The sequence below is a fragment of the Streptomyces sp. NPDC107538 genome, from assembly GCF_055657445.1.
This window is the reverse complement of the sequence record NZ_JBVKAY010000004.1, coordinates 218071-243842: the sequence shown is the minus strand read 5'-3', so window position 1 is coordinate 243842 and position 25772 is coordinate 218071. Positions and strand designations below refer to the sequence as shown.

The 25772-nt window shown below is 69.3% G+C and carries 22 protein-coding genes; 14 read left to right on the top strand and 8 right to left on the bottom strand.

Translation table 11 applies throughout. The features are described from left to right. Nucleotides 1-11: 11 nt before the first annotated feature. Together ACZ7MG_RS15570 and ACZ7MG_RS15565 are read right to left on the bottom strand one after the other, a co-directional pair. Nucleotides 12-1220, bottom strand: a complete 1209-nt coding sequence (locus ACZ7MG_RS15570; RefSeq protein WP_471380285.1) for an alpha/beta hydrolase — start codon at nucleotides 1218-1220, stop codon at nucleotides 12-14. A gap of 116 nt (nucleotides 1221-1336) precedes the next feature. Further along, complete coding sequence (locus ACZ7MG_RS15565) at nucleotides 1337-2014, bottom strand: TetR family transcriptional regulator (RefSeq protein WP_471380287.1); 678 nt, start codon at nucleotides 2012-2014, stop codon at nucleotides 1337-1339. 99 nt (nucleotides 2015-2113) lie between these two features. Between ACZ7MG_RS15565 and ACZ7MG_RS15560 the strand changes: the two genes are divergently transcribed. Both ACZ7MG_RS15560 and ACZ7MG_RS15555 read left to right on the top strand, forming a co-directional pair. After that, nucleotides 2114-3739, top strand: coding sequence for an MFS transporter (locus tag ACZ7MG_RS15560; protein ID WP_471380288.1), 1626 nt, complete (start codon nucleotides 2114-2116; stop codon nucleotides 3737-3739). 286 nt (nucleotides 3740-4025) lie between these two features. Further along, on the top strand, nucleotides 4026-4331 hold the full coding sequence (locus ACZ7MG_RS15555; protein ID WP_471380289.1) for a small hydrophobic protein: 306 nt from the start codon (nucleotides 4026-4028) through the stop codon (nucleotides 4329-4331). A 143-nt stretch (nucleotides 4332-4474) separates the two neighbouring features. On the opposite strand, the gene ACZ7MG_RS15550 is transcribed toward ACZ7MG_RS15555, so the two are convergent. Beyond that, nucleotides 4475-5230 carry a potassium channel family protein gene (locus tag ACZ7MG_RS15550; RefSeq protein ID WP_471380290.1) on the bottom strand — a complete coding sequence of 252 codons (756 nt, stop codon included), beginning with the start codon at nucleotides 5228-5230 and terminating at the stop codon, nucleotides 4475-4477. Between the two features lie 71 nt (nucleotides 5231-5301). Continuing rightward, nucleotides 5302-8049, bottom strand: coding sequence for a pyruvate dehydrogenase (acetyl-transferring), homodimeric type (gene aceE / locus ACZ7MG_RS15545; protein WP_471380291.1), 2748 nt, complete (start codon nucleotides 8047-8049; stop codon nucleotides 5302-5304). A 414-nt stretch (nucleotides 8050-8463) separates the two neighbouring features. Here aceE and ACZ7MG_RS15540 point away from each other — a divergent pair, with 414 nt between their 5' ends. From ACZ7MG_RS15540 to ACZ7MG_RS15515, 6 genes are all read left to right on the top strand, one after another. Then, nucleotides 8464-8904: a DUF3052 domain-containing protein gene (locus ACZ7MG_RS15540; RefSeq protein ID WP_033527287.1), complete on the top strand. Its 441-nt coding sequence runs from the start codon at nucleotides 8464-8466 to the stop codon at nucleotides 8902-8904. A 166-nt stretch (nucleotides 8905-9070) separates the two neighbouring features. After that, on the top strand, nucleotides 9071-9529 hold the full coding sequence (locus ACZ7MG_RS15535; protein WP_471380292.1) for a peroxiredoxin: 459 nt from the start codon (nucleotides 9071-9073) through the stop codon (nucleotides 9527-9529). A 112-nt stretch (nucleotides 9530-9641) separates the two neighbouring features. Then, the gene (locus tag ACZ7MG_RS15530) at nucleotides 9642-10217 is read left to right on the top strand and encodes a calcium homeostasis/redox stress adaptation protein (RefSeq protein WP_152168395.1); all 576 of its coding nucleotides are present in this window, start codon (nucleotides 9642-9644) and stop codon (nucleotides 10215-10217) included. A gap of 170 nt (nucleotides 10218-10387) precedes the next feature. Next, nucleotides 10388-10963 carry a TerD family protein gene (locus ACZ7MG_RS15525; protein ID WP_037704475.1) on the top strand — a complete coding sequence of 192 codons (576 nt, stop codon included), beginning with the start codon at nucleotides 10388-10390 and terminating at the stop codon, nucleotides 10961-10963. A 126-nt stretch (nucleotides 10964-11089) separates the two neighbouring features. After that, nucleotides 11090-12235, top strand: a complete 1146-nt coding sequence (locus tag ACZ7MG_RS15520; RefSeq protein WP_471380294.1) for a DUF475 domain-containing protein — start codon at nucleotides 11090-11092, stop codon at nucleotides 12233-12235. 109 nt (nucleotides 12236-12344) lie between these two features. Further along, complete coding sequence (locus ACZ7MG_RS15515) at nucleotides 12345-13082, top strand: TerD family protein (RefSeq protein ID WP_471380295.1); 738 nt, start codon at nucleotides 12345-12347, stop codon at nucleotides 13080-13082. A gap of 131 nt (nucleotides 13083-13213) precedes the next feature. Here the strand turns inward: ACZ7MG_RS15515 and ACZ7MG_RS15510 are convergent, their stop codons facing one another. Beyond that, entirely contained in the window at nucleotides 13214-14065 is an 852-nt protein-coding gene (locus ACZ7MG_RS15510; protein ID WP_471380296.1) for a TerD family protein, read from the bottom strand. A gap of 190 nt (nucleotides 14066-14255) precedes the next feature. On the opposite strand from ACZ7MG_RS15510, the gene ACZ7MG_RS15505 reads away from it, so the two are divergent. From ACZ7MG_RS15505 to ACZ7MG_RS15495, 3 genes are all read left to right on the top strand, one after another. Beyond that, complete coding sequence (locus ACZ7MG_RS15505) at nucleotides 14256-15422, top strand: HpcH/HpaI aldolase/citrate lyase family protein (RefSeq protein ID WP_471380297.1); 1167 nt, start codon at nucleotides 14256-14258, stop codon at nucleotides 15420-15422. Between the two features lie 66 nt (nucleotides 15423-15488). Next, nucleotides 15489-18029 carry a phosphoribosyltransferase gene (locus ACZ7MG_RS15500; protein ID WP_471380298.1) on the top strand — a complete coding sequence of 847 codons (2541 nt, stop codon included), beginning with the start codon at nucleotides 15489-15491 and terminating at the stop codon, nucleotides 18027-18029. Beyond that, on the top strand, nucleotides 18029-18844 hold the full coding sequence (locus ACZ7MG_RS15495; protein ID WP_471380300.1) for an HAD family hydrolase: 816 nt from the start codon (nucleotides 18029-18031) through the stop codon (nucleotides 18842-18844). Before ACZ7MG_RS15500 ends, ACZ7MG_RS15495 begins: the two co-directional genes overlap by 1 nt. Before the next feature lie 13 nt (nucleotides 18845-18857). On the opposite strand, the gene ACZ7MG_RS15490 is transcribed toward ACZ7MG_RS15495, so the two are convergent. Next, nucleotides 18858-19556: a DedA family protein gene (locus ACZ7MG_RS15490; protein WP_471380565.1), complete on the bottom strand. Its 699-nt coding sequence runs from the start codon at nucleotides 19554-19556 to the stop codon at nucleotides 18858-18860. Nucleotides 19557-19670: 114 nt separating this feature from the next. Continuing rightward, nucleotides 19671-19901, bottom strand: a complete 231-nt coding sequence (locus ACZ7MG_RS15485) for an FmdB family zinc ribbon protein (protein WP_471380301.1) — start codon at nucleotides 19899-19901, stop codon at nucleotides 19671-19673. A 401-nt stretch (nucleotides 19902-20302) separates the two neighbouring features. Here ACZ7MG_RS15485 and ACZ7MG_RS15480 point away from each other — a divergent pair, with 401 nt between their 5' ends. The 3 genes from ACZ7MG_RS15480 to ACZ7MG_RS15470 all read left to right on the top strand — a co-directional run bounded on the left by ACZ7MG_RS15480 (nucleotide 20303) and on the right by ACZ7MG_RS15470 (nucleotide 25021). Further along, entirely contained in the window at nucleotides 20303-22429 is a 2127-nt protein-coding gene (locus ACZ7MG_RS15480; RefSeq protein ID WP_471380566.1) for a transglycosylase domain-containing protein, read from the top strand. A gap of 47 nt (nucleotides 22430-22476) precedes the next feature. Then, complete coding sequence (locus tag ACZ7MG_RS15475; protein ID WP_471380302.1) at nucleotides 22477-23763, top strand: polysaccharide deacetylase family protein; 1287 nt, start codon at nucleotides 22477-22479, stop codon at nucleotides 23761-23763. Between the two features lie 115 nt (nucleotides 23764-23878). Then, nucleotides 23879-25021: an amidase domain-containing protein gene (locus ACZ7MG_RS15470; protein WP_471380303.1), complete on the top strand. Its 1143-nt coding sequence runs from the start codon at nucleotides 23879-23881 to the stop codon at nucleotides 25019-25021. Between the two features lie 19 nt (nucleotides 25022-25040). Here ACZ7MG_RS15470 and ACZ7MG_RS15465 read toward each other — a convergent pair whose 3' ends face one another. Continuing rightward, a complete protein-coding gene (locus tag ACZ7MG_RS15465; RefSeq protein WP_471380305.1) occupies nucleotides 25041-25673 on the bottom strand; it encodes a DUF4383 domain-containing protein in 633 nt (210 codons plus the stop codon). Nucleotides 25674-25772 lie beyond the last annotated feature (99 nt).

Here is a 25772-nt window from a genome sequence, read left to right as displayed (position 1 = left end):
CTCTACGCGCGTCAGGCCGCAGCGCTGTCGGACAGACCCGTCAGACACGCGTCGTCCTCCCGCGCACAGCGCACCGATCCGTACGCGCCGATGCCGATCTCGGCGAAGTTGCTCAGACTGTCGGTGCCCGGCTCGAAGTAGCCGCTGTGCCCCCGGGCGTCGGCCGCGGACAGGATGCGCGCCCCGAACTCCGAGGAGACCGGGTCGGCGCCGTGGCCGAGCCCGCCGACCTCCAGATAGGGCACGTCCTGCACCCAGTCGTCGGCGTCCCGCATGGCCCACACCCGGGCCCCCGTACGCAGTTGGTCCACCGACTCGGCGCGCATACCGGGGCTGCCCGCGACCGCGATGTCGGTGACCCGCGACGGCAGTGAGCGCGCGGCGACCCCGCACACCACCGAGCCGTAGCTGTGGCACACCAGCGCGACGGTGGAGTCGCCGGGCAGGCTGCGCACCAGCGCGTTCAGCCGGAGCGAGCCCTGTTCGGCGCGGAGCGCGGTGGCCGAGTCCAGGCCGAGGCCGGCGGGCGCGGTGTAGTCGGCCCAGGCGATCACGGCGGTACGCGTCCCGGGTTCGGCCGCGCGCTCCGCGTCGTAGAGCGATTCGGCCATGCCGACGGGGGCGGTGTAGCGGCGGTTGGTGCGCTGGAAGGTGAGGACGTCGGTGTCGACGCCGGGGACGACGACCGAGACGCGCTCGGCCTTGTCGAGGCTGCCGAAGGTCTCGGCGACCCGGCCGTTGCCCTCGGGGTCGAAGGCGAGGATGTGCCGGCCCTTGGCGGCCAGCATGTCGAAGCGGTGCATCCGGCGGCCGGCCTCGTGCCGGCCCAGCTCGGAGAGCCGCTGGTCGTGCATGCGTTCCCGTTCGTGCTTGCTCTGCTGTTTCAGCGCGATGCGGTTGGCCCGGTAGCGCAGCTTGACGGGGGCGCCGTTCATGTTGCCCACGGCGAGCGGATAGCGGTGGGCGAGCCGGGTGCGCTGCGGTGCGGTGAGCGAGGCGAAGAAGGCGGTCAGCCGGTGCGGGGACGACGCGGCGTCCGGCAGATCACGGCCGTCGAGGTGTCCGCGCTGCCACGCGGAGAGCGACGCCTGCAGCGGCGACTCCTCACGGTGGCTGCGGATCGCGGTCCAGCCGGTGGTCGCCAGCATCACGAAAACCACGGCCAGCGCCAGCAGTGCGCGCCAGACGTTCAGTTGCGGGGAGGAGTCGAAGGAAGTCACTGAAAGGACACACTAAGAGAACGGAAGGGTCTCGCGTTAACCGAGTGAGGCGTATCACGTTTCGATCACGCCCGTTCCGTACGGTGCCGCAGGGAAGGTCGCGATGGTGGCGTTCCCTATCCGTTTCGGCCAGTACGCCACTGCTCGGCCAACGAGGGCCGCAGGGCGTCCAGATGAGCGGTGGTCAGGGCGCGCATCGCGTCCATGCTGAGATCGCCGCCCAGCGCCCACATCCGTTCCGTGACGCGCATCACTCCGGCGAACACGGCCACCGCCACCCGTGGCCGGGGGTCGCTGTCCACGTCGAGCCCCTCGCGCTCGGCGACGACCCGCTCGATCTCCCGCCCCACCTCGTCCGAGCGGCGCAGATGCGCGGCCAGCAGCGCGGGCGTCGACTCGACCATGCCGTACGCCCGGAGATAGAGCTCCACGGGAACGACCTGCTCGACGGCCTCGCCGATGGCGTCCCAGCCCTCCAGGACGGCGTTGCGCATCGCCTCCAGCGGCGCCTCGTGCGCCGGCCGGGCCCGCACGGCGGCCACGAAGTGCTCCTGGGCGAGGTCCAGGACCGCGAGCACGGCCTCCTCCTTGCCCGCGAAATAGCGGAAGAAGGTGCGCTGCGAGACATCGACGGCCTCGGCGATCTCGTCGACCGTGGTCGCCTCGTACCCCTGGGTGGTGAACAGTTCCAGGGCCGCCCGCAGCAGGGCGTCATGGGTGCGCCGCTTCTTCCGCTCGCGCAGTCCGGGCCGCTTCTCAGCCGCCGCCGTCGCGCCCGTGGCCGCCGTCTCCATGAACCCTCGCCTCCGCCCGCCCCTGCGGCGAGTGACGTGACAGTTACCGACTTGTGAATTGGTTTGTCAACTGTCAGTGGCTGTCATTAGCCTCCGGGTATGACTAGTCAGACCACTGTCGACAAGACGGGACCGGGGGACAAGGCGCCAGGCGTCCCGTCGGACCCGACGACGAACCAGGGCCGGGGCCTGCGCGGCCATCCCTGGTTCACCCTCCTCACCGTGGCCGTCGGCGTCATGATGGTCGCCCTCGACGGCACCATCGTGGCGATCGCCAACCCGGTCATCGCGGGTGACCTCAAGGCGAGCTTCGCCGAGGTCCAGTGGATCACCAACGCGTACTTCCTCGCGCTGGCGGTCACCCTCATCACCGCGGGCAAGCTGGGCGACCGCTTCGGCCACCGGCAGACCTTCCTCATAGGCGTGGTCGGCTTCGCCGCCGCCTCCGGGGCCATCGGCCTGTCGAACTCGGTCGCCTTCGTGGTGACCTTCCGTGTCTTCCAGGGCCTCTTCGGCGCGCTGCTGATGCCGGCCGCGCTCGGCCTGCTGCGCGCCACCTTCCCCGCCGAGAAGCTGAACATGGCCATCGGCATCTGGGGCATGGTCATCGGCGCCTCCACCGCGGGCGGCCCGATCCTCGGCGGCTTCCTGGTGGAGAACGTCAGCTGGCAGTCGGTGTTCTGGATCAACGTCCCCGTCGGCATCCTCGCCGTGGCCCTGGGCGCCTGGATCCTGCTGGACCACCGCGCCGAGAACGCCCCGCGCTCCTTCGACGTCCTCGGCATCGGGCTGCTCTCCGGAGCGATGTTCTGCCTGGTCTGGGCCCTCATCAAGGCGCCGGAGTGGGGCTGGGGCGACGGTCTGACCTGGACCTTCCTGGTCGCCTCCCTCGCCCTCTTCGCCGTCTTCGCCTTCTGGGAGACGAAGGTGAAGGAGCCGCTGATCCCGCTGGCCCTCTTCCGTTCCGTCCCCCTCTCCGCGGGTGTCGTCCTGATGGTCCTGATGGCCATCGCCTTCATGGGCGGCCTGTTCTTCGTGACGTTCTACCTCCAGAACGTCCACGGGATGAGCCCCATCGACGCGGGTCTGCACCTGCTCCCGCTCACCGGCATGATGATCGTCGGCTCGCCACTGGCCGGCCTGCTGATCACCAAGGCCGGTCCGCGGATCCCGCTGGCCGGGGGCATGGCCCTCACCGCGATCGCGATGTACGGCATGTCGACGCTGGAGACCGACACGAGCAGCGCCGTGATGTCCCTCTGGTTCGCCTGCCTCGGCCTGGGCCTCGCCCCGGTCATGGTCGGCGCCACCGAGGTCATCGTCGGCAACGCGCCCCTGGAGCTGTCCGGTGTCGCCGGTGGTCTCCAGCAGGCCGCGATGCAGATCGGCGGCAGCCTCGGTACGGCCGTACTGGGCGCCGTGATGGCCTCCAAGGTCGACGGCGACCTCCCGGGCAACTGGGCCGACGCCGGGCTCCCGCCGCTCACCGAGGCCCAGCTCGGCCAGGCCTCCGAGGCCGTCCAGGTCGGTGTCCCGCCGGTCGCCGAGGGCACCCCGGCGGAGATCGCCGCGAAGATCACCACGGTCGCGCACGACACGTTCATGTCCGGCATGAGCCTGGCGTCCCTGGTGGCCGCCGGGGTGGCCGCGGTCGCCGTCCTCGTGGCGTTCCTGACCAAGCGCGGCGAGAACGCCGAGGCGGGTGCCGGAGCGGCGCACATCTGACAGCTCCGCCACTGCCTCACGCGCGGGTTTCCACCCGCGTTCGCCTATCAGGGTGACAACGCTGAAGAGCGCTTCCACCCGGTGCGCGCCGCAGGTCACAGTAAGTCAAGTCCTCCGCACGGCATGGGCGTTCGCCGGCGGAGTGACCTGGGGGTCTGCGGCGCGCTGCCGGAGGGGGGCAGCGCGCCGGGGCAGAACGCCGACTCTTGCCGGTTTCGCCCCCCGTTGACGGGTTACTCGCCATCTCGTACTCGAACTGACCGCGAGGTTCAGGGAGTTGTTGACGATGGCGGGCTTCGGACACGGTACGCGCAGGCACCCCCGATCACGTGGCCGGACGTGGTCACGGAGCGGGCCGGATCGCGCGACCCTCGGGATCATCGGCGTCATCTGCGCGATCGCGGGATTCTTCGTCCTGGGCATCATTCTCGGCCCGATAGCGATCCTCTGCGGCTGGCTCGCCATGAACCGCACCTGGTCCGGCGCCCGCCCCGTCCCCGCGATCATCGCGGTCGTTCTGGGTGCCATCGACACGATCCTCGCCATCATCTGGCTCGCCGGCACGGCCGGCCCGGGCACCGGTTTCTTCTGAGGCTGCCGCCCGGTGGGGCTTCTCGCGCAGTTCCCCGCGCCCCTAAAAACAAAAAGCACGGGGCGCAGCCCCTGCTTTTTGAGGGGCGCGGGGAACTGCGCGATCAGCCACGACGCACCCGCACCCGGCAACGCACCCCAAGCTCAACGGCGCTGCTCCGGGACCCCCTCAACAGACTTCAACGACGCCACCTCCGCCCGCAGCAAGCGAACCTCCTCCGCCAGCTCAGCTATCGCGGCCGTCTGCCGCCGCTCCTCCGCATCGTCCTTCTCGAACCGCGCTATGAACCACGCCGCGATGTTCGCCGTCACCACACCCAGCAGCGCGATCCCCGACAGCATCAGCCCGACGGCCAGCACCCGCCCCAGCCCCGTCGTCGGCGCGTGATCCCCGTACCCCACGGTCGTCATCGTCGTGAACGACCACCACACCGCGTCGTCCAGCGTGTCGATGTTCCCGCCGGGCGCGTCCCGTTCCACGGACAGCACCGCCAGCGACCCGAACATCAGCAGCCCGACGACCGCCCCGCCGACATACGTCGTGAGCCTTATCTGCGAGGCCATTCGCGCCCGCTGCCCCACCAGCAGCAACGTCGCCACCAGCCGCAGCAGCCGCAGCGGTTGGATCATCGGCAGCACCACGGCCGCCAGGTCCAACCACCGCGTCCGGACGAACTCCCACCGCCGCTCGGCGAGCAGGAGCCGTACGACGTAGTCGAACGCGAACGCGCCCCACACGCCCCACTCGGCGGCCTCGCACCACCACTTCACCTCGTCGCTCGCGTCCGGCCGCACGATCGGCACGGCGTACGCGACGGCGAACACCAGGGCCAGGCCGAACAACGGCCGCTGAGTCCGCTGTTCCCACCGGACCTGCGCCGGGACCGCTAGCTGCTTCATGGGCGCATAGTAGAAAACGTGAAGGGGTGGTGAACCCACCGGTTCACCACCCCTTGACCCCGAATCGGATGCTATGCATCGCCTCCCGCGGCGCCCGGGTCCGCCGCCGCCACGTCGAGCAGCTGGTAGCGGTCGATGGCCTGCTTCAGCACCGAGCGGTCGACCTTGCCCTCACGGGCCAGCTCGGTCAGCACCGCGACCACGATCGACTGCGCGTCGATGTGGAAGAACCGCCGCGCCGCGCCCCGCGTGTCCGCGAAGCCGAAGCCGTCCGCGCCCAGCGACTGGTACGTGCCCGGCACCCAGCGCGCGATCTGGTCCGGCACCGACCGCATCCAGTCGGAGACGGCCACGAACGGCCCCTCGGCCCCGCTCAGCTTCCGCGTCACATACGGGACCTGCTGCTCCTCCTCGGGGTGCAGCAGGTTGTGCCGCTCCACCTCGACGGCCTCGCGGCGCAGCTCGTTCCAGGAGGTCGCCGACCAGACGTCCGCCTTGACGTTCCAGTCGGCGGCGAGGATCGCCTGCGCCTCGATGGCCCACGGCACGGCCACACCGGAGGCCATGATCTGCGCGGGGATCGAGCCCTCCTCGCCGGCCTTGTAGCGGTGGATGCCCTTGAGGATGCCCTCCACGTCCACGTCCGCCGGCTCGGCCGGGTGCTGGATCGGCTCGTTGTAGACGGTGAGGTAGTAGAAGACGTCCTCGCCCGGCTTGCCGTCCGCGGTCTCGCCGTACATCCGGCGCAGACCGTCCTTCACGATGTGCGCGATCTCGTACCCGAACGCCGGGTCGTAGGCGACACAGCCCGGGTTGGTGGACGCCAGCAGCTGCGAGTGTCCGTCCGCGTGCTGGAGGCCCTCACCGGTCAGCGTCGTACGTCCGGCGGTCGCGCCCAGGACGAAACCGCGCGCCAGCTGGTCGGACATCTGCCAGAACTGGTCACCGGTGCGCTGGAAACCGAACATCGAGTAGAAGACGTAGACCGGGATGAGCGGCTCGCCGTGCGTGGCGTACGCCGAACCGGCCGCGATCAGCGAGGCCGTGCAGCCGGCTTCCGAGATGCCGTCGTGCAGCATCTGGCCGGTCGGCGACTCCTTGTACGCGAGCAGCAGATCGCGGTCCACCGCCTCGTACTGCTGACCGAGCGGGTTGTAGATCTTCGCGCTCGGGAAGAACGAGTCCATGCCGAAGGTGCGGTACTCGTCGGGCGCGATCAGCACGAACCGCTTGCCGATCTCCTTGTCCCGCATGAGGTCCTTCAGCAGCCGGACGAACGCCATGGTCGTGGCGATCGACTGCTGACCGGACCCCTTCTTCACGGTCGCGTACGTCTTGTCCTCCGGCAGGGCCAGCGGCTTCGCCCGCACGACACGCGTCGGGACGTACCCGCCGAGCCCCTTGCGGCGGTCGTGCATGTACTGGATCTCCTCGGAGTTCCGCCCGGGGTGGTAGTACGGCGGAAGTCCGCTCTCCAGCTCCTTGTCGGAGATCGGCAGATGCAGCCGGTCACGGAAGCCCTTGAGGTCGGCGACCGTCAGCTTCTTCATCTGGTGCGTGGCGTTGCGGCCCTCGAAGTTCGGGCCCAGCGTCCAGCCCTTGACCGTCTTCGCCAGGATGACCGTCGGCTGGCCCTTGTGCTCCACGGCCGCCTTGTACGCGGCGTAGACCTTGCGGTGGTCGTGACCGCCGCGGCCCAGGTGCAGGATCTCGTCGTCGGTCATGTTCTCGACCATCGCGCGCAGCCGGTGGTCGTCACCGAAGAAGTGGTCGCGGATGTACGCGCCGGTCTCGGTGGCGTACGTCTGGTACTGGCCGTCCGGCGTGGTGTTCATCCGGTTGACCAGCACACCGTCGCGGTCCTGGGCGAGCAGCGGGTCCCAGGTGCGGTCCCAGACCAGCTTGATCACATTCCAGCCGGCGCCCCGGAAGACCGACTCCAGCTCCTGGATGACCTTGCCGTTGCCGCGCACCGGGCCGTCGAGGCGCTGGAGGTTGCAGTTGACCACGAAGGTCAGGTTGTCGAGGCCCTCGCGGGCGGCGAGCGTGAGCTGGCCGAGCGACTCCGGCTCGTCCATCTCGCCGTCGCCGAGGAACGCCCAGACATGGGACTTGGAGGTGTCCGCGATCCCACGCGCCTCCATGTACCGGTTCATCCGCGCCTGGAAGATCGCGCCCAGCGGACCGAGGCCCATGGACACCGTCGGGAACTCCCAGAAGTCCGGCATCAGCCGCGGGTGCGGGTAGCTCGACAGGCCGTACGGCGCCTTCGACTTCTCCTGGCGGAAGGCGTCCAGCTGCCGCTCGTCGAGCCGGTCGAGCATGAACGCGCGGGCGTAGATGCCGGGGGAGGCGTGGCCCTGGAAGAAGATCTGGTCGCCGCCGTCGCCCTCCTCCTTGCCGCGGAAGAAGTGGTTGAAGCCCACGTCGTAGAGGGAGGCGGAGGACGCGAAGGTCGCGATGTGGCCGCCGACGCCGATACCGGGCCGCTGGGCGCGCGAGACCATCACGGCGGCGTTCCACCGTGTCGCGTTGAGGATCTTCCGCTCGATCTCCTCGTTGCCCGGGAAGAACGGCTCGGCCTTGGTCGGGATGGTGTTGACGTAGTCCGTGCTGCGCATCTCGGGCACGGCCACGCGCTTCTCGCGGGCCCGCTCGATGAGCCGGAGCATCAGGTAGCGCGCGCGCTCACGGCCGCGCTCGTCCACGGCGGCGTCGAGCGAGTCGAGCCACTCCTGGGTCTCCTCGGGATCGAAGTCAGGGACCTGACTCGGAAGGCCGCCAATGATGATCGGATTGCGATCGGATCCGGAAGCCACGCTGTTCCTTAGCTGTCAGAGGGCCGCTCTTCAGGGGTTCTGCAAGGGTGTTCGCTGGATGCCTGCAATGCCCCCCATCGTGTACCTCGGGGGCGCAAACGTCATCTCTACCGGGAGGTAACCAGGCTGGTCACCCGCTCGACAAAGGTAGTAAAGGTATTCGATGCTCGTACCCCCCTATGGTTGCCGAATGCACAAAACGGGCAGAACGGTGTGGCGTGTGTCACGTGAGGCTGTGAATCCGCGTAGAGAGTTGCGGTGACACGGCCCGGATCGTCACCGTTTCGGCGGTCTGGAAGGCTGGGTACTTGCGCGATCCGTCCCGCCCGTGTGGACTACGGCCAATGCTTCGCGCACGCGCGTGGCTGATTCCCCAGGGGGCGACCCCACCCGAACATGATCAGGAGGCAACCCGTGAGCGCGACCGCGGACCACGCGGAGGAGCGGACGAACCCTGCCGCAAGGCTGGGGTTCCAGCCCGAGCAGGTGGTCCAGGAGATCGGCTACGACGACGATGTCGACCAGGAGCTCCGCGAGTCCATCGAGGAAGTCGTAGGCAGTGAGCTCGTCGACGAGGACTACGACGACGTGGCCGATGCCGTCGTGCTGTGGTTCCGAGACGACGACGGCGACCTGACGGATGTGTTGGTGGACGCCACCACGTACATCGAGGAAGGTGGCTCGATCCTGCTGCTGACGCCCAAGACCGGGCGTGACGGCTATGTGGAGCCCAGCGACATTTCGGAGGCCGCGACGACTGCGGGGTTGTCCGCGTCGAAGAGTGTCAGCGTGGGCAAGGACTGGAGCGGGAGCCGGCTGGTCACGCCGAAGGCCGCCAAGTCCGGTAAGAGGTGACGCTCGCCTGAGGGCCCGGTGGGTTCTGTGCGAGGGCGGCCACGCGTACGTCGTGGCTTGTCGCGCAGTTCCCCGCGCCCCTCGAAGGTGCCCCTGCGGGGCCCTTCGAGGGGCGTCGTTTTAGGCTGGGTCACCCGAACGGTCCATGAAGGGACTCAGGTAGATCATGGCGATCCAGGTCGGTGACAAGGCGCCCGACTTCGAGCTCAAGGACAATCACGGCGCCACGGTGCGGCTCTCGGACTTCCGGGGCGAGAAGAACGTGGTGGTGCTCTTCTACCCGTTCGCGTTCACCGGGGTGTGCACGGGCGAGCTGTGCGAGCTGCGGGACAACCTGCCGAAGTTCGTCAACGACGACGTACAGCTGCTGGCCGTGTCGAACGACTCGATCCACACGCTGCGGGTCTTCGCCGAGCAGGAGGACCTGGAGTACCCGCTGCTGTCGGACTTCTGGCCGCACGGCGAGGTCTCCCGGGCCTACGGCGTCTTCGACGCGGACAAGGGCTGCGCGGTGCGCGGCACGTTCATCGTCGACAAGGAGGGCGTCGTCCGCTGGTCGGTCGTCAACGCCCTGCCGGACGCCCGTGACCTGAACAAGTACCTCACGGCCCTCGACACCCTGTGATTCTTCGGTTCCACACCCTGCGGGGAACGGGAACCCGTCACTAGGATCGACACGTTGATCCGACACCAACGCACGACGGGGCTCCCGCCCCTGAAACCAAACGGAGGACCTCGTGGGAGTCAGCCTCAGCAAGGGCGGCAACGTATCGCTGACCAAGGAGGCGCCGGGCCTGACCGCGGTCATCATCGGACTGGGGTGGGACATCCGCACCACGACCGGTACCGACTTCGACCTGGACGCCAGTGCCCTGCTGCTGGACGCGTCGGGCAAGGTCAGCAGCGACGCCAACTTCATCTTCTTCAACAACCTGAAGAGCCCGGACGGCTCGGTCGAGCACACCGGTGACAACCTCACCGGTGAGGGCGAGGGCGACGACGAGCAGATCAAGGTCAGCCTCGCGACCGTCCCGGCCGAGATCGAGAAGATCGTCTTCCCGGTCTCGATCTACGACGCCGAGAACCGCCAGCAGTCCTTCGGCCAGGTCCGCAACGCGTTCATCCGTGTGGTGAACCAGGCCGGCGAGGCGGAGATCGCCCGCTACGACCTCTCCGAGGACGCCTCCACCGAGACCGCGATGGTCTTCGGCGAGCTGTACCGGCACGGCGCCGAGTGGAAGTTCCGGGCCATCGGACAGGGCTACGCCTCGGGTCTGCGCGGTATCGCCCAGGACTTCGGTGTGAACGTCTGAGTCACGGGGGAAGACCCCCGTGCACCACGGACTCACCACGCCCGGCGCCGCCGTCGTTCACCGACCGCGGCGCCGGACGCGCTCGTACGACGAGGGCGGGCGGCCCACGCGTACGCGGACAACTGAACAGTTGAGCAACTGAAGCTCGAAAATCGGGGAGGACCAGAACCATGGGCGTCACACTCGCCAAGGGGGGCAATGTCTCCCTCTCCAAAGCCGCGCCGAATCTCACCCAAGTCCTGGTCGGGCTCGGCTGGGACGTTCGGACCACCACCGGAGCACCGTTCGACCTCGACGCCAGCGCGCTGCTGTGCCAGGGCGGACGGGTGCTGGGGGACGAGTGGTTCGTCTTCTACAACAACCTCACGAGTCCCGACGGCTCGGTCGAGCACACCGGCGACAACCTCACCGGTGAGGGCGACGGCGACGACGAGTCGCTGATCATCGACCTCTCCCGGGTGCCGGCCACCGTCGACAAGATCGTGTTCCCGGTCTCCATCCATGACGCGGAGAACCGCGGTCAGGCGTTCGGCCAGGTCAGCAACGCCTTCATCCGGGTCGTCAACCAGGCAGACGGCCAGGAACTCGCCCGTTACGACCTCTCCGAGGACGCCTCCACCGAGACCGCGATGATCTTCGGCGAGGTCTACCGCTACGGCGGCGAGTGGAAGTTCCGCGCGGTGGGGCAGGGGTACGCGTCCGGTCTTCGGGGCATCGCGCTCGACTTCGGTGTGAACGTGTCGTAAGCGCGATAAGCGCAAAAGCCGGGGCCCTGTGGGGCGCGAGGGGTACCCGACTAGACTCCGGGTTCAAAGTTTCGTAAAGCCGCGCGCGGCGCGGGGGAACCCCGTACACACACGATTGGGTAGCCAGTGGTTCTGAAAACCTTCGGCTGGTCGTTCGCGGTCACCGCGCTCGGCTTGGTTGCAGCGGTTCTCTACGACGGATGGACGGCTCTCGGGCTCGTCGCGATCCTGTGCGTCCTGGAGATCTCGCTGTCGTTCGACAACGCGGTGGTCAACGCCGGCATCGTGAAGAAGATGAATGCCTTCTGGCAGAGGATCTTCCTCACCATCGGCATCCTGATCGCCGTCTTCGGTATGCGGCTGATCTTCCCCGTCGTGATCGTCGCCATCAGCGCCAAGCTCGGGCCGATCGAGGCCGTCGACCTGGCGCTGACCGACAAGGACCAGTACCAGCAGTACGTGACCGACGCGCACCCGTCGATCGCGGCCTTCGGCGGTATGTTCCTGCTGATGATCTTCCTGGACTTCATCTTCGAGGACCGGGACATCAAGTGGCTGGGCTGGCTGGAGCGTCCGCTGGCCAAGCTGGGCAAGATCGACATGCTGTCGGCCTGTATCGCGATGATCGTCCTGCTGATCACCTCGATGACCTTCGCGACCCAGGCGCACCAGCACGGCGGCACCCATGCCGACAAGGCGCAGACGGTCCTGATCTCCGGACTCGCGGGTCTGATCACCTATCTCATCGTCGGCGGTCTCTCCGGCTACTTCGAGAACAAGCTGGAGGAGGACGAGGAGCGCGAGCACGAGGAGGAGGAAGAGGCGGCGCGCAGCGGCAAGCCGCGCTCGGCCGTCGCCCTCGCCGGCAAGGCCGCGTTCTTCATGTTCCTCTACCTGGAGGTCCTGGACGCGTCCTTCTCCTTCGACGGTGTCATCGGCGCCTTCGCCATCACCAACGACATCGTCCTGATGGCGCTGGGCCTCGGTGTCGGCGCGATGTACGTCCGTTCGCTGACCGTGTACCTGGTCCGCCAGGGCACCCTCGACGACTATGTCTACCTGGAGCACGGCGCCCACTACGCGATCGGTGCCCTCGCCGGCATCCTGCTCGTCACCATCCAGTACGAGATCAACGAGTTCATCACCGGTTCCGTCGGTGTCATCCTGATCGCCTGGTCCTTCTGGTCCTCGGTCCGCCGCAACAAGGCGCTGGCGGCCGACGAGGGAGACGCCGGCGCCGCCGACAAGGCGGAGGTCTCCTCCGGGGTGTGACCACCCGTGGGGTGAGGGCAGGCTCTGAGCGGGGCGGCCGACGAGGACTCGTCCTCGTCGGCCGCCCCGCTGGTGGTTGACGTGACGACACGGCGGGTGTGGGGCGGGCATGAGTTTCCTGGACAACCTCTGGCGCGGGCGGGCCTCGGAGTTCGACGCGGGCAACGCGGCGACCAACGCGATCGAGCTGACCAAGCGGCACCAGAAGGTGTCCCTCTCCAAGCAGAACGCGGCGGCGGGCCATCTGCGCGTCAACCTGTCCTGGCGGATGCGGACGTCCGACATCGGCGGGCCCAAGCGGCAGAGCGTGCTGCGGCACCCCTTCAAGGCGCTCCGGCCGGAGGAGGTGCAGGCGCACAGCCAGAGCATGGTCAACGTCGACCTCGACCTCGGCTGTCTGTACGAGCTGGCCGACGGGACGAAGGGGGTCGTGCAGCCGCTGGGCGGCTTCCTCGGGGACATCAACGAACCGCCGTACATGCGGCTCAGCGGGGACGACCGGTTCGGGTCGGGGTCCGGCGAGACGATGTACATCAACCTCGACCACCGGGACGCCTTCAAGCGGATGCTGGTGTTCGTCTACATCTACGACCAGACGCCGGCGTTCGACCGTACGCACGCGATCGTGACGCTGTACCCGAGCAACGGGCCGCGGATCGAGATAGGCCTGGACGAGAGGCATCCGCAGGCGCGGTCGTGCGCGGTGGTGATGATCGAGAACGTCAAGGGGGAGATCACCGTCCGCCGCGAGGTGAAGTTCGTCTACGGCTTCCAGGCCGAGCTCGACCGCTTGTACGGGTGGGGGCTGCAGTGGGGGCGCGGATACAAGACGAAGGCGGATCGCTGACGCGGGTCTTGGCCGGGCCGCCTTCGAGTTCGGGGCGCCAGGTGCGTCGGCGGCTGCGGGTCACCGGGGGCTTGTCGCGCAGTTCCCCGCGCCCCTTGAGAGCGCTGACGCGCCCCCTTGGGGTGTAGCCCTCAGCGGCCGATGAACTGCGGGCCCTGCGGGGGCAGGCGGAAGTCGGGGTCCAGGGTCGCCGCCGTGGGCTGCGGGTAACCGTAGGCCGGGCCGTTGGTGGTGGCCGGGGTCGGCTGGGGGTGGGGGTAGCCGTAGGCGGGCTGGGTGGGCTGCGGGGCCGCCGGGGGGTAGCCGTACGCCGGCTGGGACGGGACGCCCGTCGGGGGCTGCTCGGGGGGCAGGGGGGCCGAGATCTCCGGGGCCGGAGTCCGGGTCGTGGCCGACTGATCGGCCGCTGCCGCCGCCGCTGCCGCCGCCTCGTCGACCAGGATGCCGAAGTTCGTGGCGAGACCCTGGAGCCCGTTGGCATAGCCCTCGCCCATGGCGCGGAACTTCCAGCCGCCGCCGCGGCGGTACAGCTCACCGCAGATCAGGGCCGTCTCCTCGCCGGTCTCCGGCTTGACGTCGAAGTACGCCAGCGGCTCGGCGTCGGCGACCGTGGCGTCGTACAGCAGGATGCGCAGGGAGCGCACGCGGTCGAAGGAGACGGGGACCCCGTGGACATCGTCGGCCGAGGCCACGATGAGAATCTGGCCGACGGCGGACTCGACACCGGCCAGATCGGTCTGGATGGTGTCGGTGAGGCCGTCCGCGACACGCTTTTTGCCGAGCCGCCACACCTTGCCCGAGGGGTGGCGCGGTTGGTTGTAGAAGACGAAGTCCTCGTCGGACCGTACGCGGCCGTCGGGGCCGAGGAGCAGCGCCGAGGCGTCTACGTCCGGGGAGTCCTGGCCCGGCGCCCAGCGCAGCACGGCGCGGACCGCCGTGGCTTCGATCGGGACGTTCGACCCCTTCAGCATCGCGTGCGTCATGCGGTCATCCTGCCCTCTCGGTCCTGATCACGACAACGCGGGGGCGTCGAATCGTCGGGGAAATCGTCCGACGCCCGACACGGCCGGGTTACCAGAACTTCACGCCCGGCGGGAACTGATGTCACACATTTGTACGTACTATTACCGGCCACGATCGTGACCGGACGCCCAGGAGCCACGGGGGAATCACATGCGTCATTTCGGGCACATCGCCCCTGAGGAGCGTCGTCGTCTCTTCTACCGGGAGCCGGGCGTCTTCGACGCCGACTCCCCTTCCCGCGTGCTCGCCGCCGCGCTCGGCGCCACGCTCTACAGCCCGGCGACCCGCGAGCGGCTGGCCGACGACATCGTCAAGCAGGCCGGGCGTGGCGTGGTCTCCATGGTGCTGTGCCTGGAGGACTCCATCGACGACGCGGAGGTCGTGGGCGCCGAGGAGAACCTCGTCCGGCAGTTCACCGACCTCGCCGGGCGCACGGACACCGAGCTTCCGCTGCTCTTCATCAGAGTCCGGCGGCCCGAGCAGATACCCGACCTCGTCGACCGCTTCGGCCCGGCCGTACGGCTGCTGTCCGGGTTCGTGTTCCCGAAGTTCACCGAGGAGCGCGGCGTCGCCTTCCTGGAGGCGCTCACCGCCGCCGAGGCCGCGAGCGGGCGGCGGCTGTTCGGAATGCCGGTGCTCGAATCGCCGGAGCTGATGTACAGGGAGACGCGCGTAGAGGCGCTCCAGGGCATCGCCCACACCGTCGACAAGTACCGCGACCGGGTGCTCGCGCTACGGCTCGGCGTCACCGACTTCTGCTCCTCCTACGCCCTGCGCCGGGCACCCGACATGACCGCGTACGACGTCCAGATCGTCGCCTCCGTGATCGCGGACGTGGTCAATGTGCTGGGGCGCGCCGACGGCACCGGGTTCACGGTGACCGGGCCGGTGTGGGAGTACTTCCGGGTCCAGGAGCGGATGTTCAAGCCGCAGCTGCGCACCAGCCCCTTCCTGGCCAACCGGGCGGTGGACCTGCGCGAGTCGCTGATAGAGCACGCGCTGGACGGCCTGCTGCGCGAGATCTCCCTCGACCATGCCAACGGGCTGCTCGGCAAGACCTGCATCCATCCCTCGCACGTCCTGCCGGTGCACGCGCTGTCCGTGGTCAGCCACGAGGAGTTCGGCGACGCGCAGGACATCCTGCGGCCCGAGCGGGGCGGCGGCGGGGTCCTGCGGTCCGCCTCCCGCAACAAGATGAACGAGGTCAAGCCCCACCGCGCCTGGGCGGAAAGGGTTCTGCAGCGCGCCGAGGTGTTCGGTGTCGCCAACGAGGACATCGGGTTCGTGGACCTGCTGGCGGCGGGGCTGCCGGACTGAACGTTCGTTTTGCACGCCGATGACCGTCCGGCTCACGTCGTGCCGACCGTACCGACTAAGGAATCGATGATTAACGCAGCGAACGACACGGCCGGCCCGTCCGGCGGGGTCTGGTCCGGGGCCTGGGTCCGGGAGCGGCTCGGGGTCGAACTGGTCGGGGACGCGGAGCTGAGCGGGCTGTTGGGGCTCGCCCTGCGGCGCAACCCCAAGCGGGCGCATCTGCTGGTGTCGAACGTCCTCGGCAAGCATGTGCCGCAGTCCCCGGCCGTCGTGCACGGGCACGGGTTCGCGCTGGGGCGGCGGGTGCGGGAGCTGCTGGGGGAGGCCGGGGCGCGGACCGCGGTCGTCCTCGGGTACGCCGAGACGGCCACCGGGCTCGGGCACTCGGTCGCGGACGGGGTGGGCGAGGCGCCCTATCTGCACTCCACCCGGCGCCCGGTCGAGGGCGTCCCGCAGGCGGGCGGCTTCGAGGAGTCCCACTCCCACGCGACCTCGCATCTGCTGCTGCCGGAGGACCCCACGCTGCTCGCGGGACGGGGGCCGCTGGTCCTCGTCGATGACGAGTTCTCCACCGGGAACACGGTCCTCAACACCATTCGCGCGCTGCACGAGCGGTATCCGCGCAGGCGGTACGTGGTCGTGGCGCTGGTCGACATGCGGTCGGCCGCCGATCAGGGGCGGCTGGACGCGTTCGCGCGGGAGATCGGGGCGCGGGTGGACCTGGTGGCCGCGGCGAAGGGGACCGTGCGACTGCCGGGCGGGGTGCTGGAGAAGGGGCAGGCGCTGGTCGCGGAGTACGAGGGGGCGGGCGCGGCGGCTGCTTCGGGCCCGGCCGGCGCCGCGGCCGCGGCTTCGGCTTCGGTGATCGGGAGGGTGGAGCTGGGGTGGCCCGCCGGGGTGCCCGACGGTGGCCGGCACGGGTTCACGCCCGCGCATCGGGCGCGGCTGGAGGGCGCGCTGCCCGGTATGGCCGCGCGTCTCGCCGATGCCCTGCCGCCGGGGGCCCGCCGGGTGCTCGTGCTCGGCTTCGAGGAGCTGATGTACGCGCCGCTGGCGCTCGCGCGCGAGCTGGAGAAGGTGGCGGAGGGCGTGGAGATACGGTTCTCCACCACCACGCGGTCGCCCGTGCTGGCCGTCGACGACCCCGGCTACGCGATACGCAGCCGGATCGTCTTCCCGGCGCACGACGATCCCGCGGACGGGCCGGGGGAGCGGTACGCGTACAACGTGGCCGGCGGCGGCTTCGACGCGGTGGTCGCGGTCGTCGACTCGGTCGCGGACACACCCACGCTGCACGCCGCCGACGGCCTCCTCGCGACCCTCGCCGGCCACACACCGCGCGTGCTGCTCGCCGTGGTCCCGTCGTACGTCCCGTCGTACGTCCTGCCGGCCGGGCACCGCCGGGACACGCACACGCCTCCCACCCCACCCGTCACCGAAAGGCCCCCCATGCTCCCCGAGCCCCTCCGCGGCCCCGACTTCTCCTCCTACGCGCCCGAAGAGGTCGGCTGGCTGCTGCGGGACCTCTCGGCGGTGACCTTGGAGGCGCCCACCGAGGAGCGGGAGGAGGCGATCCAGAGCGGTGGGGCGCACTACGCGGAGTCGCTGCCGGTGGAGTATCAGCCGAGCGAGCAGTACCAGGCGCTCTTCCACAGCGCGCTGGAGACCTCGGCCGAGCGGATCGCGCTGGCCGTGGGAGTCGTCACCGAGACCGTCCTCGCCGAGCGGTCGCCGCGGCCCGTCCTCGTGTCGCTGGCGCGGGCCGGGACGCCCGTGGGCGTGCTGATGCGGCGGTGGGCCGAGCACCGGCACGGGATCGAGGTGCCGCACTACGCCGTGTCGATCGTGCGCGGCCGCGGTATCGACGCCAACGCGCTGCGCTGGCTGGCCGCCCACCACGACCCCGCCGACGTCGTGTTCGTCGACGGCTGGACCGGCAAGGGTGCCATCACCCGTGAACTCGCCGCCGCCCTGCTGGAGTTCGAGGAGTCCGACGGCATCACCGGCTTCGACCCGGAGATCGCCGTACTCGCCGACCCGGGGTCCTGCGTGCGGACGTACGGCACCCGCGAGGACTTCCTGATCCCGTCCGCCTGCCTCAACTCCACCGTCTCCGGGCTGATATCGCGCACCGTGCTGCGCGCGGACCTCGTCGGGCCGGACGACTTCCACGGGGCCAAGTTCTACCGGGAGTTGGCCGGCGCCGATGTGTCGGTGGACTTCCTGGACGCCATCGCCGCACGGTTCCCGGAGGTCGGGGACGCCGTCGACGCCCGTACCAAGGAGCTGCTCGCCACCGATCGCACCCCCACCTGGGAGGGCTGGGCGGCCGTCGAGCGGATCAGCGAGGAGTACGGGATCCACGATGTGAACCTGGTCAAGCCCGGTGTGGGCGAGACCACTCGGGTGCTGCTGCGCCGGGTACCGTGGAAGATCCTCGCGCGGGCCGGGGCGGGCGCGGACCTCGACCACGTACGTCTGCTCGCCGATCAGAGAGGGGTACCGGTGGAAGAGGTGGCCGAACTGCCGTACACATGCGTGGGGTTGATCCACCCGCAGTACACGCGCGGCGCGACCGGCGCCGACGGCAGGGCGGTGGCGGTCTGATGCCCGGGCCCAGCGTTCTCGTCGCGAGCGATCTCGACCGTACGCTCATCTACTCGGCCGCCGCGCTCGCGCTGACCATGCCGGACGCGCGGGCGCCCCGGCTGCTCACCGTCGAGGTGCACGAGAGCAAGCCGCTGTCGTACATGACCGAGACGGCCGCGCGGTTGCTCGCCGAGCTGGGGGACGCGGCGGTGTTCGTGCCGACGACCACCCGCACGCGCAAGCAGTACCAGCGGATCAATCTGCCGGGGCCGGCGCCCGCGTACGCGATCTGTGCCAACGGCGGGCATCTGCTGGTGGACGGGGTCACGGACGTCGCCTGGCACGAGCGGGTCCTCGCCCGGCTCGCGCGGGAGTGCGCGCCGCTCGCCGAGGTGCGGGAGCATCTGGAGGCCACGGCGGACCCGGTCTGGGTGCGCAAGCACCGGGTCGCGGAGGAGCTGTTCGTCTATCTCGTCGTGGAGCGTGAGCTGCTGCCCGAGGAGTGGGTGAAGGATCTCGCGGTGTGGGCCGAGAGCCGGGGGTGGACGGTGTCCCTGCAGGGGCGCAAGATCTACGCCGTGCCGAAGCCGCTGACGAAGTCGGCGGCGATGAGGGAGGTTGCTCGGCGGACGGGGGTTGAGTTGACCTTGGCCGCGGGGGACTCCCTGCTCGATGCGGATCTGTTGCTCGCGGCGGATCGGGCGTGGCGGCCGGGGCATGGGGAGTTGGCGGACGAGGGGTTTGTGGGGGCGACGGTTGCTGCGCTGCCGGAGCGGGGGGTTCTGGCCGGGGAGCGGATTCTTCGGGAGTTCTTGCGGGCCGCCAAGGAGTAGTGAGCGGGGCCGGTCAGGGGGTGGGGGTGTTGTGCGTTTCGGGCCGCGGGTTCGTCGTGGCTTGTCGCGCAGTTCCCCGCGCCCCTGAAGAGGGCTTGCGCCTCTTCAGAAAGCGGATCGCCGCGAACGCCAGGACCGCCAGTGCCGCTCCCGCCAGGACGAGCTTCGAGTACGTCGAGGCGATCGTCGTGACCTCGGTCCAGTTGGCGCCCAGGAAGTAGCCGGCCAGGACGAAGGTCGTGTTCCAGAGGGCGCTGCCGAGGGTGGTGAGGAGGGTGAAGACGGGGAGGGGCATGCGTTCCACGCCGGCCGGGACGGAGATCAGGCTGCGGAAGACGGGGATCATGCGGCCGAAGAAGATCGCCTTGGTGCCGTGCCGGAGGAACCAGGCTTCCGTCCGCTCGATGTCCGCGACCTTGACGAGGGGGAGCCTGGCGGCGATGGCGACCGTGCGGTCGCGGCCGAGGAGGGCGCCGACGCCGTAGAGGGCGAGGGCGCCGACGACCGAGCCGGCGGTGGTCCAGAGCAGGGCGGCCACGAGGCTGATCTGCCCGGTGCTCGCGGCGAAGCCGGCGAGGGGGAGGACGACCTCGCTGGGGATCGGCGGGAAGAGGTTCTCCAGCGCGACGGCGAGGCCCGCGCCCGGCGCGCCCAGCAGATCCATCAGACCGATGATCCACAGGGGCGCGCCGCTCATCGACTCCGCTTGCATGGCTGTCATGGGGGCACGCTAGGCGAACGAAGCTGAAGAGAGCCTGAGAGAACCCTCACGCCGACGGATCGGTGAACGATCACGGTCCGGCGGCCGTTGATCGAAGTGTGTTGATCAACCGCAGCAGCCGCCACCGCAGCATCCGCCGCCACCGCCGCCGCCCGCCCGGGGCGCGGATGCGGGTGCGGACGCGGCGGCCGAGCCTCCGACGGCGACCGTCGACAGAAGTTTGACCGTGTCGGAGTGGCCCTCGGGGCAGTCCGCGGGGGCGGACGACTCGGCCATCGGGCGGCTCAGTTCGAAGGTGTCGCCGCAGGTCCGGCAGCGGTATTCGTAGCGAGGCATGGGGCCAGGCTAGCGGCCGTCCGGGTGGGAGAACGGAGGCTTTGTCCTGGGGGGTCGATCACACTGGCCAAATTTTCACGCTACTGACAGAAGCAGTTGTGAAAGTGACTGATAATTTGTGGTCGCTGTGTGGAGGCCGAAAGGCCGGGGGAACAGGGGGCTCACGGCCGCGGGTGTGGCGGCTGTGACCGTCCACACGGGCGATGCCAAGTGGGGAGGGGGGACAGTAGTGACCGCTGTCCTTTGTCGACCGGGATCCACGTGTCCCGGTCGTATAGTCGCCGCGCGCGGGCGAATGGTTGCCGCGCGGGGCCGCACAGTTGCCGAGCATCGCCGGTACCGCCGGGGCGCGGGAGCCGGGCGTGACTGATCCGGAGAACAGGACCGAGTCCGACCTCACGATGCAGCTGAAGCTTCCGCCCGCCCCGCCGGACGAGACCATGCAGCTGCGGCTGCCCGAGCCGGGGGCGTTCGACCTTCCGCAGGAGCAGCCGAAACCGGGAAAGCGGGGCAGACGCAAGGCGCCCAGGCCGTCTGTTCTGGCCAGATTCACCGCCGTCGCCGCCGCGCGACTGGCACCGTTCGCGCCCTTCGCCCGCCGGCTGCGCCCGGAGTACCCGCGCCCCGGCCGTACGGACTGGCGGCGCTGGGTGCCGTCCTGGCGGCAGTCGCTGGCGGCCGCGGGGCTGACCGTGGGGTGCAGCGGCATGTTCCTGACCGTCGCCTACGCCGCCACGGACATACCCGCCGACCTCAACACCTTCGCCACCCAGCAGGACAATGTGTACTTCTGGTCCGACGGCACCCCCATGGCCCGTACCGGCTGGGTGCGGCGGCAGGCGATGCCGCTGAAGGACGTCCCCGAGGACGTGCGCTGGGCGGTCCTCGCGGCGGAGAACGCGAGCTTCTACTCCGACCCCGGCATCTCCGTCAGCGGCATCACCCGCGCCCTGGTGCGGACCGTCGGCGAGGGCGACACCCAGGGCGGCTCGACGATCACCCAGCAGTACGTGAAGAACGTGTACCTGTCGCAGGACCGTTCCCTCGGCCGCAAGTTCGACGAGGCGATGATCGCCCTCAAGCTCGACAACCAGATGAGCAAGGACGAGATCCTGGAGGGCTACCTCAACACCAGCTGGTTCGGCCGCGGCACCTACGGCATCCAGCGGGCCGCCCAGGCGTACTACGGCAAGGACGTCAGCGAGCTGAACGTCAGCGAGGCCGCCGTCCTCGCCTCCCTGCTCAAGGGCGCCGGCCTCTACGACCCCACCCTGAGCAAGGCCAACCACGAGCGGGCGGTCGTGCGCTGGGAGTGGATCCTGGACCGGATGGTCGAGATCGGGAAGCTGTCCAAGGCCGAGCGCGCCAAGTACACCGAGTTCCCCGAGCCGATCGAACAGTCCAGCCAGTACGACACCGGCAAGCAGACGGACTACCTGGTGGAGCTGGCCTCCCAGTACGCGCAGAAGGCCTCGAACCTCTCGGCCCAGGAGTTCGACCGGGGCGGCTACCAGGTCTACACGACCTTCGACAAGAAGCGGCAGAACGAGCTGACGGACGCCGTGACCAAGGCGCGCAAGCAGGTGCGCGAGGACAGCCCGAAGAAGGCCCGTACCGCCCACATCGGCGCCTCCTCGGTCGACGCGGAGGGGCGGATCCTCGCCGTCTACGGCGGCCCCGACCACCGCAGCCAGGGCTTCAACGAGTCGAACGCGACCACCGTCCCGTCCGGCTCGGCCTTCCTGCCGTTCGTCTACGCCGCGGGCCTGGAACACGGTGTCGTCAAGGTGCGCGGCGCGGAGGCTACACCTGTCACCCCGCAGACGGTCTACGACGGGAACGACGCCGTCCCGGTGACCACCCCCGAGGGGCCCTACTGGGACCGGGACGGCGACCAGGTCTCCGCCCACAACGACGGCAAGAAGTCCTGGGGCCCGATCAGCCTGCACGACGCGCTCGCCGGATCGGTGAACACCCCGTTCATGCAGCTGGGCATGGACACCGGCCTGGACAAGGTGCGCGACACCGCCGAGGCGGCCGGACTGCTCTCCTCCAGTCTCGGGGCGCAGGTGCCCGCGCTGTCCGTGGGCAGCGCCACGCCCAGCGCGATCCGGATGGCCAGCGGCTACAGCACCTTCGCCGCCTCGGGCAGGCACACCGAGCCGTACTCCGTGCGGAAGGTGACCCACAACGGGTCCAAGGTCGCCCTGAACAACCCGAAGCCCCAGCGCGCGGTCGGTGCCGACGTGGCCTCCGAGGTCACCTCGGCCCTCACCGACGCCTACCGCACCGCCCACCCCACCTCGCCCGGTGCCGCCTCCTACGAGGTGGCCGCCAAGGGCGGCACCACCCAGGACGACAAGGCCGCCTGGTACGTCGGCACGGCCGAGGACGTGTCGACCGCCGTCGTCGTCTACCGCATCGACCTGGCCAAGAGCCTGGAGCCGCTGCCGCTCGACGGGATTGCCGGAACACCCAATTCCGGGGTCCCCTACGACATCTGGTCCAGTGCGATGCGTATCGGCTGACCACCGATGAGCACCCGCACCCGCCACCCTCGCAGAATGAGCCGTACATGAACCCTGGCAGCAAGCCGCACAAGGGCCGCCGTCGCAAGGCGCGTCCGCCGCGCCGCACCACCCGCCCGCAGTTCCTGACCCTGGCCGCGCTCCTCGTGGCGGCCTCGCTGGTCGGCGGCTATCTGGTGCTGAATCGTTCGGCCGACACCGCGCCGACCGCTTCGTCGGCCGGCAGCGGGGGTGCCGGGGAGGCCACGAAGAAGGAGCCCGAGTGGGACGGCAAGGTCAAGATCATCGGTGATGGCTCGACCTCCTACACCGGCCCGCAGACGGGGCGGTTGAAGGCCGTACCGCTCAAGAAGGGCGAGAAGCCGCCGCAGTTCGTCGTCTTCTCCTGGGACGGCGCGCTCGCCGGGGACGACAACCTCTTCGAGCACTACCGGGAGATGGCGAAGAAGTACGACGCCCATATGACGTTCTTCCTCACCGGCATCTATCTGCTGCCCAAGGAGAAGCGGGACCTCTACGACCCGCCGCAGCACGAGAAGGGCGCCGCCGCGATCAGCTACCCCACCGACGAGCACATCCGCACCACGCTGGCGGAGCTCGGCGAGGCCTGGGAGGAGGGCAACGAGATAGGCACCCACTTCAACGGCCACTTCTGCGGAAAGAAGGGCGGCGCCGACTGGAGCGTCGCGGAGTGGAAGCAGGAGATCAAGGAGTTCAACGACTTCGTCACCAACTGGAAGACCAACACCGGTGACACCGACCTCGACCCGCTGCCCTTCACCGTCGACGCCGTCAAGGGCGGCCGCGCGCCCTGTCTGGAGGGCCAGGGCAACCTCCTGAAGGCGGTCAAGGACTTCGGCTACCGCTACGACGCCAGCTCGCCCGGCGCCTACCAGGTGTGGCCCAGCAAGAAGAACGGCATCTGGGACTTCCCGCTCCAGATGCTCCCGTACAACGACGGCTACCAGGCCCTGTCGATGGACTTCAACTTCCTCTACAACCAGTCCGACGGCCAGACCGACGGTGATCCCGCCATGTACCCCGCCTGGCAGCAGGAGACCATCGACACCTACATGGCCGGCTTCAACCGCGTGTACTACGGCAGCCGGGCCCCCCTGCTCATCGGCAACCACTTCGAGCAGTGGAACGGCGGCATCTACATGAACGCCGTCGACGAGGTCATCAAGACCGTGTGCGTGAAGAAGGACGTCAAGTGCGTCTCCTTCGACGAACTCGCCGACTGGATGGACGTCCAGTCCCCGGAGACCCTGGCGAACCTGCGCGGGCTCGACCCCGCCCAGGCCCCGGCCGACTGGGCATCGGTCGTGAAATAGCCCCACAGATACCCATGTTGCTCACTTGTTACACCCCCCGACCTCACTTTGGTTGAGGAGGTCATGTAAAGATTCGATCCCGGGTACGACCAACTCGGGGTCAAGGAGATTCCCAGTGAGATCAAGGACGTTGAGCCTCGCAGGCTCGACCCTCGCGGCGGCCGTCATGGCCACCGCTGTGCTGCCCGTCGCCACGGCGAACGCCGCCGCGTCGACGCCCAAGGTCACCAAGGCCACCAAGGACGCCTTCGGTCGGGTCGCGGACAACGTGCTCACCGACCGCACCGCCGTCCTGCTCGGCAGCAAGGCCGCCCGCAAGGCCCTCAAGCCCACCGGCGGCGTCCAGCTGTCCGCGGGCCAGAAGAAGGCCGAGGACGGCAAGCTGACCGCCCTGAAGGGCACCAAGTCCCGTCTGGCCGGACTGGGCGAGGCGTACACCTCGGCGGACACCAAGGTCACCGTCGACGGCGCCACGGTCAAGGGCAAGAAGGCCACGGTCAAGGTCACCGAGACCACCAGCCTCAAGTACAAGAAGATACGCGGCGACGAACCCGCCTCCACGGGCTTCGACGCGCACCACGTGCTGACGTTCACCGCCCAGGCGAACGGCACCTGGCAGCTCACCGCGATGCGGTCCACCGACGGCGGCGCCCCGCGCATCAACGAGCCCGTGACCGCCGCGGCGGACGCCAAGCCCAGCCGTTCGACCATGGCCATCATCCAGGCCCCCAAGGCGGCCACCACGCCCAACCCGGCGGCCAAGCCGAAGAACCTCACCAGTGGCGCCTACAACTACAAGGCGATGGCCACCTACACCGAGAAGTACTGGAAGAACTACAACCCGGCGTACCGCAAGTACAACGCGGCCGGCGGCGACTGCACCAACTACCTCAGCCAGGGCCTCCTGGCGGGCGGCTGGAAGCAGATCTCCACGGTCACGCCGGAGGAGTACGACACCTGGTACTACGCCTCCAACGGCACCGCCGACGCCTGGATCGGCGTCAACGAGTGGTCCTGGTTCACCCAGACCGCCAAGCGGACCACCGCGCTCGCGAACGTCTACCAGATGGACGTCGGCGACGTGCTGCAGGTCGACTTCAACAAGGACGGGTCCAAGGACCACTCCATGATGACGACCTACCGCAGCTCCAGCGGCGTCCCGTACCTGACGTACCACGACGCGGACACCTACCGCCGTTCGGTCGCGAGCATCATCGCCTCGTACCCGACCGCGAACTACTACGCGTACCGCACCTGAGCCCAGCGCCCACGGTGCCTCAGCCGGCGCCCTTCCCGTCGTCCGTCCCGGACTCGGGGAGGGCGTCGGCCCGTTCCAGCTTCGCCATCCCCACCCCGGCCCTGCGCCGCGTCTCGCGCTCCGCCTCCTCCGGGTGCCTGGCTCGCCAGTACGGGTTGTCGTGCGGCAGCGCCGTACCGACCCGGCCGTACATCCCGAACGTCATCAGCAGAATCCCGACGACAAAGCTGAACAGGACGTTCTCGATGTGGAACGCCAGGAAGTTGGAACCGGTGTCCAGCAGGGCCATGTTGGCGAAGCCGCTCAGGATGAACAGGACACCCAGCGTCATGTTCAGCGTGGAGGCGAAGTTCCCGCCGATCACCATGCCGACGAGCAGCAGCAGACCCACGGCGATCGACAACACGCTCAGCGTGCCGTTGGTGCTCAGCCCCACGACCTCGTCGCCGTTCGTGTCGAACCAGCCCACCTTGTCGATGAGCCCGAAGATGCCGAAGACGACCAGGAACAGACCCATCAGGCCCGCCCCGAACCGGTAGACCCTGCTGAGACGATGATCGACGGGCAGATGCTCGTCGATCCTGATCCGCCGGCGGGAACCCGCGTGCCGGCCCTTGCCCGGACGCAGCGTGTGCGTGGCGTGCGTGGCCATGTCCGCCTCCCATCGGGTGTGAGCGGAGGCCTGCGTACCCCTTCAGCATCCGCCGGGGGGCTCCGCCGGGCAACCCAGTGCCCCGCACCCGGCCCGGGG

What these genes read in the sequence shown, in the direction of transcription:
- ACZ7MG_RS15565 (WP_471380287.1), bottom strand. Translation starts at nt 2,014, where the DNA reads ATGGAGACGGCGGCCACGGGCGCGACGGCGGCGGCTGAGAAGCGGCCC.
- ACZ7MG_RS15560 (WP_471380288.1), top strand. Translation starts at nt 2,114, where the DNA reads ATGACTAGTCAGACCACTGTCGACAAGACGGGACCGGGGGACAAGGCG.
- ACZ7MG_RS15555 (WP_471380289.1), top strand. Translation starts at nt 4,026, where the DNA reads ATGGCGGGCTTCGGACACGGTACGCGCAGGCACCCCCGATCACGTGGC.
- ACZ7MG_RS15550 (WP_471380290.1), bottom strand. Translation starts at nt 5,230, where the DNA reads ATGAAGCAGCTAGCGGTCCCGGCGCAGGTCCGGTGGGAACAGCGGACT.
- ACZ7MG_RS15535 (WP_471380292.1), top strand. Translation starts at nt 9,071, where the DNA reads ATGGCGATCCAGGTCGGTGACAAGGCGCCCGACTTCGAGCTCAAGGAC.
- ACZ7MG_RS15525 (WP_037704475.1), top strand. Translation starts at nt 10,388, where the DNA reads ATGGGCGTCACACTCGCCAAGGGGGGCAATGTCTCCCTCTCCAAAGCC.
- ACZ7MG_RS15515 (WP_471380295.1), top strand. Translation starts at nt 12,345, where the DNA reads ATGAGTTTCCTGGACAACCTCTGGCGCGGGCGGGCCTCGGAGTTCGAC.
- ACZ7MG_RS15510 (WP_471380296.1), bottom strand. Translation starts at nt 14,065, where the DNA reads ATGACGCACGCGATGCTGAAGGGGTCGAACGTCCCGATCGAAGCCACG.
- ACZ7MG_RS15505 (WP_471380297.1), top strand. Translation starts at nt 14,256, where the DNA reads ATGCGTCATTTCGGGCACATCGCCCCTGAGGAGCGTCGTCGTCTCTTC.
- ACZ7MG_RS15500 (WP_471380298.1), top strand. Translation starts at nt 15,489, where the DNA reads ATGATTAACGCAGCGAACGACACGGCCGGCCCGTCCGGCGGGGTCTGG.
- ACZ7MG_RS15495 (WP_471380300.1), top strand. Translation starts at nt 18,029, where the DNA reads ATGCCCGGGCCCAGCGTTCTCGTCGCGAGCGATCTCGACCGTACGCTC.
- ACZ7MG_RS15490 (WP_471380565.1), bottom strand. Translation starts at nt 19,556, where the DNA reads ATGCAAGCGGAGTCGATGAGCGGCGCGCCCCTGTGGATCATCGGTCTG.
- ACZ7MG_RS15485 (WP_471380301.1), bottom strand. Translation starts at nt 19,901, where the DNA reads ATGCCTCGCTACGAATACCGCTGCCGGACCTGCGGCGACACCTTCGAA.
- ACZ7MG_RS15480 (WP_471380566.1), top strand. Translation starts at nt 20,303, where the DNA reads ATGCAGCTGAAGCTTCCGCCCGCCCCGCCGGACGAGACCATGCAGCTG.
- ACZ7MG_RS15475 (WP_471380302.1), top strand. Translation starts at nt 22,477, where the DNA reads ATGAACCCTGGCAGCAAGCCGCACAAGGGCCGCCGTCGCAAGGCGCGT.
- ACZ7MG_RS15465 (WP_471380305.1), bottom strand. Translation starts at nt 25,673, where the DNA reads ATGGCCACGCACGCCACGCACACGCTGCGTCCGGGCAAGGGCCGGCAC.